Origin of the sequence: Mesotoga infera (assembly GCA_011045915.1) — a bacterium.
GTDB lineage: Bacteria > Thermotogota > Thermotogae > Petrotogales > Kosmotogaceae > Mesotoga > Mesotoga infera_D.
The window spans coordinates 1-4375 of the sequence record DSBT01000370.1 but is presented as its reverse complement, the minus strand read 5'-3'; the positions used below and the strand labels follow the sequence as shown (position 1 = coordinate 4375).

At 41.9% G+C, this 4375-nt stretch carries 2 protein-coding genes; both read left to right on the top strand.

Annotated features, from left to right (window positions below):
* Positions 1-368 precede the first annotated feature (368 nt).
* Positions 369-2360, top strand: coding sequence for a DUF2813 domain-containing protein (locus ENN47_11990; protein ID HDP78869.1), 1992 nt, complete (start codon positions 369-371; stop codon positions 2358-2360).
* 4 nt (positions 2361-2364) lie between these two features.
* Positions 2365-4170, top strand: a complete 1806-nt coding sequence (locus tag ENN47_11985) for an ATP-dependent helicase (GenBank protein HDP78868.1) — start codon at positions 2365-2367, stop codon at positions 4168-4170.
* The last annotated feature ends 205 nt before the right edge of the window (positions 4171-4375 follow it).

Here is a 4375-nt window from a genome sequence, read left to right as displayed (position 1 = left end):
GAGGCAATAATTCAGCTCCACCTTCTTAAGTTATTAGGGTTCGATGAAGAGCAAATCAAAGAGATTTTGGAAAATAACCTGGAACTGAACTACAAGCTGAAATAGGTCTCCGGAACTGAAGGAATGATTTTGTTTGTTTCAAATACTCTCTTGTAAGTCAATCAAAAACTGTACTTCAGTCAATTTCAGCTGAGAAAGAAAAAGCAATGCGGTCTCAAAGTCTTGAAATCCATACTTGACAAGTTCCTTGAAATACTATTACTGAGCAAGGCAATAAATCAGTGGTTCCGCCGAGCCCGGCTAGGAAGATATACTCTTTACACTGGCCTCCTGGGGGGTTCTGATGATTTCGCAAATCACCGACTCTAATCAAAGGGGGGCTTATGAGAATTGAAAAAGTGAAGGTAAGCAATTTCAGAAGTTTTGGGAACGCTGAGACTTCGGTTATGCTTGACAACTTCACTATCATGATTGGACCTAACAACAGCGGAAAGACGAACCTTATGCTTGCTTTGTCTAAGCTTTTCGGGTCAACAGATCAAAGGATTATTCATTACAGAGACTTTCACGTACCACTGGGAGAGGTTCTTGAAACTAGTGATAAAAGAGAAATGCACATTGAGGTAATTCTAGGGGTCTCGAACGAGAAGACAGATGCTCCACTTTTCTGGAATGAATTCACGGTGGAAGAAACTGGGAAAAAGCCATATGTTAGAGTGCGACTCGAATCATCTTGGGAGAAAGGAGCAACGCCTGACGGCACAGTCGATAGCAGAATGTATTTTGTCACTGCGCCAGAATCTGAAGGGGAACCTCCTGAGAGCAAGAAGCCTGCAAGGACACATGACTTGTCAAAAATCAACCTAATATACGTTCCCGCAACAAGAGATCCTTCGTCACTTTTGAGAAAAGCATCTGGAAATGTATTGTGGAGAGCTCTGAGGTATGCAGAATGGAACGACGATATCAGGAAGAAAATTGATGGCCATATTGAAGATCTAAACAATGACTTCAATGAAGAAGAAACAGTTGCTCAGATTCAGGAAATTCTGCGGTTGAAATGGAAGGGATTTCATCGAGAACAAAAGTACAATAAGGCAGCACTCACTTTCGCAAGGAAAGATCTTGACAGTATGTTGAATAGACTGAACGTGGAGTTCTCTCCGACTGATACAGGTGGGACGTACGATATTGAAGATTTGGGAGATGGAATGAAGTCTCTATTCTACCTTGCGCTGGTGAGTACCTCACTCGGAATTGAGGAATCCGTACGCAAAAGTGCTCGTAGCGAAGAGGTGCCCGTACTAACACTGGTTGCAGTAGAGGAGCCTGAGAATCATATAGCACCACAACTAATGGGCAGGATTCTTGCCAGTCTTAATGACATCGCAACAAATGAAAATGCTCAAGTAATTCTTTCATCGCATACTCCATCAATTCTGGCAAGAATTGAACCAAAGCAGATCAGATACTTCATGAATAGGGGAAGCACAAGTGTAAGAGCTATACTTCTGCCTGATAAGGAGGAGGAAGCTCATAAATTTGTGAATGAAGCAGTAAAGGCATTCCCCGAGCTATATTTTGCAAGGTTGGTTGTCTTGGCTGAAGGAGACAGTGAGCAGATAATACTTCCGAAGATATTTGAGATGTTTTCTATGCAAGTTGATTCCGATGGAATTTCTGTCGTGCCCCTAGGAGGTAGGCATGTGAATCACTTCTGGAAACTGCTGAGAAACCTTGACATCAAATACGTCACTCTGTTGGATCTAGATTTAGAAAGGGAGACAGGCGGTTGGGAGAGAATAAAGTATGTTGTTGATCAGTTATGTGAGTGTGAACATACATTTGAGAGACTCAAACCTTGCGGAGTATCAATAGAGTCACCTAGAGATTTGCTGAATAAGAGTAATGCTGAGCGGGACCTAGAAGAGATGAGACTCTGGATTGATTTCTTGGAAGAACACGATGTGTTCTTCTCTTACCCTCTTGACATTGATCTATTGATGCTTGAAAAATTCCCTGATTGCTACAAATCAATTATTCATGATCGTGAAGGACCAAGAATCGGGGGAAGAAAACTGTCGGAAGTGGAAAGTGAATCTGCTTCTACAGAATACGAGGACAGGCTTGTGAAAGATCTAAAAGCCATTCTAAGAGATGAAAGCGACAGATGCAGTGCTTATGAAGGAGAACTGCGAAAATTGATGCCCTGGTACAAATATTTCTTCTTGGGGAGGAGTAAACCAGTGTCTCACATTATGGCTTTATCGAGAGCTGAAATTGATGGGAAGCTAATTATCTCGAATCTGCCAAAGTTATTTGAGCGTTTAACAAAGAAGGTTCGGACGAAGTTGGAATAGAGAGATGTGTAGTTTGATGAGATTTCAGAGCGAAGATGAATGGTTTGCCGAATGCGGAATGGGGTTTGAACCTTCTGCAAGGGAAGCTATAAGAAACTCTGGTAATTTGCTAGTAACTGCAGGTCCAGGTGCAGGCAAAACAGAGATTCTTGCTCAGAAAGCGTCCTTTCTGTTGAAGACTTCTAGATGCACACATCCCCAGAGAATTCTTGCAATAAGCTTCAAAAAAGATGCGGCAAGCAACATTGCCGAAAGAGTGAAACAAAGATGTGGCGAGGAATTGGCAAGAAGATTCCACTCGATGACCTTTGACGCATTCGCAAAAGACTTAATGGACCGCTACTTGAAAGCAATCCCTGAGAATTTCAGGCCTGAACGAAGCTACTCAATAGGAGTGAAAGACGAGGAGCTAAAGGAAAGACTCTCAGCCTGTGGAATGCCGTCTAATGAGAGAATAAAAGAACTTACAGCAAAGCCGCTGTATTCTCTTAGTGAATACGACAGGAGTATTTTGAGAGACTGGAGGATTCTTCTAAAACATCCTGGAGAAGAGTCACTGCTAAACTTCAGAATGATATCAAGACTTGCTGAACTGATAATCAAGACCAATCCAATAATTAAGGCATATCTAAACACATCCTTCAGTCATGTTTTTCTCGACGAATTCCAGGATACCACATTCATTCAATACGACCTTCTTAAGGCTTGCTTTATGGGATCAAATTGTGAATGCACAGCAGTAGGTGATGATAAGCAGAGGATAATGACATGGGCTGGAGCAAGACCTGGCATATTCGGGGAATTTACTCGAGATTTCAATGCCAACGAGGTTTCGCTGGTAATGAACTACAGGTCAGCACCGAAATTAGTGGAATTCCAAAGACATGTATTCAAGTTACTTGGTGAAAGAGTCTTAAGCACGCGGCCAGACAAGAGACGGGACTCAGGGGACGGAGATCTAACTCTACTGCATTTTGCAGACAAAGTAAGCGAGGCTTCATACCTTGCTAAGCTCATCAAGGGACTGATTGATGCCGGAACACCTCCAAGACACATTGCCATCTTGATCAGGAATTATATTGATGACAACGCATCAGAAGTAATCAACCAGCTAGGGAAACTGGGGATTGGTGCCAGGAATGAAACAAAATACCAAGCCATGTCATCTGAAGAACTTGTGGGTATCATAATGTCAGCTATCAGGTTGGCTGTGATTGATCGCTCTCCTGATGATTGGATTCATCTATTAGAGATATTGATTCAGCTAAAAAACTACTCGGACTTGGAGAAAATACATCAGGCCAAGAGCGATCTTAGTAGGCTCATCAATGACATAAAAAATGACTTGGAAGATAGTTCAAACAAGAAAGAACTTCGATCGATAATTGATAAGATTCTGGAATTTTTCTCTGTTGATTCACTCAGAGCATTATTTCCAAGATACTCAAATGTGGATTACGTAGAAAGCTTAAAGGATGATCTTTCGGAACTGCTATGGACAAACAGGAAAAAAGAGGATAACTGGAAGGCGGCTCTTAAGAGATTCGAAGGAGATAACACAATACCTATTATGACAGTTCATAAGTGTAAAGGACTGGAATTTGAGACTGTCATCTTTCTAGGGCTTGAAGACAAGTTGTTCTTCAACTTCGGCAGAGATTCTGATGAAGAGACAAGAGTCTTCCTTGTTGCTGTTTCGCGTGCAATCAAGAATTTGGTCTTCTCAACCTGTAATTCGAGAGGAAAGGTTATTGATTGCTTTCTTGATGTTATTAACGATTCTGGTTTGGTGAACTGCCTCTTTTTGTAAGAGTGGCCATACCCCTCCTGAAGACCAAAAGGCAGAGAACTCACGCACATAAAGCTCTCAAGATTTTCACCCCTGTGCTTGTCCTTTGAAAAGAGTTTAGTTCACTTTCTGTGGTTCGACGAGTAAAAAACAAGAACTACCCTGTCTTTCAAAAATGGTGAGGCCAGCCAGGAAAGGAGAATGAATATGAGCAAGGTTGAATGCT

Coding starts and splice junctions, on each gene's coding strand:
- ENN47_11985 (HDP78868.1), top strand. CDS start 2,365: ATGTGTAGTTTGATGAGATTTCAGAGCGAAGATGAATGGTTTGCCGAA.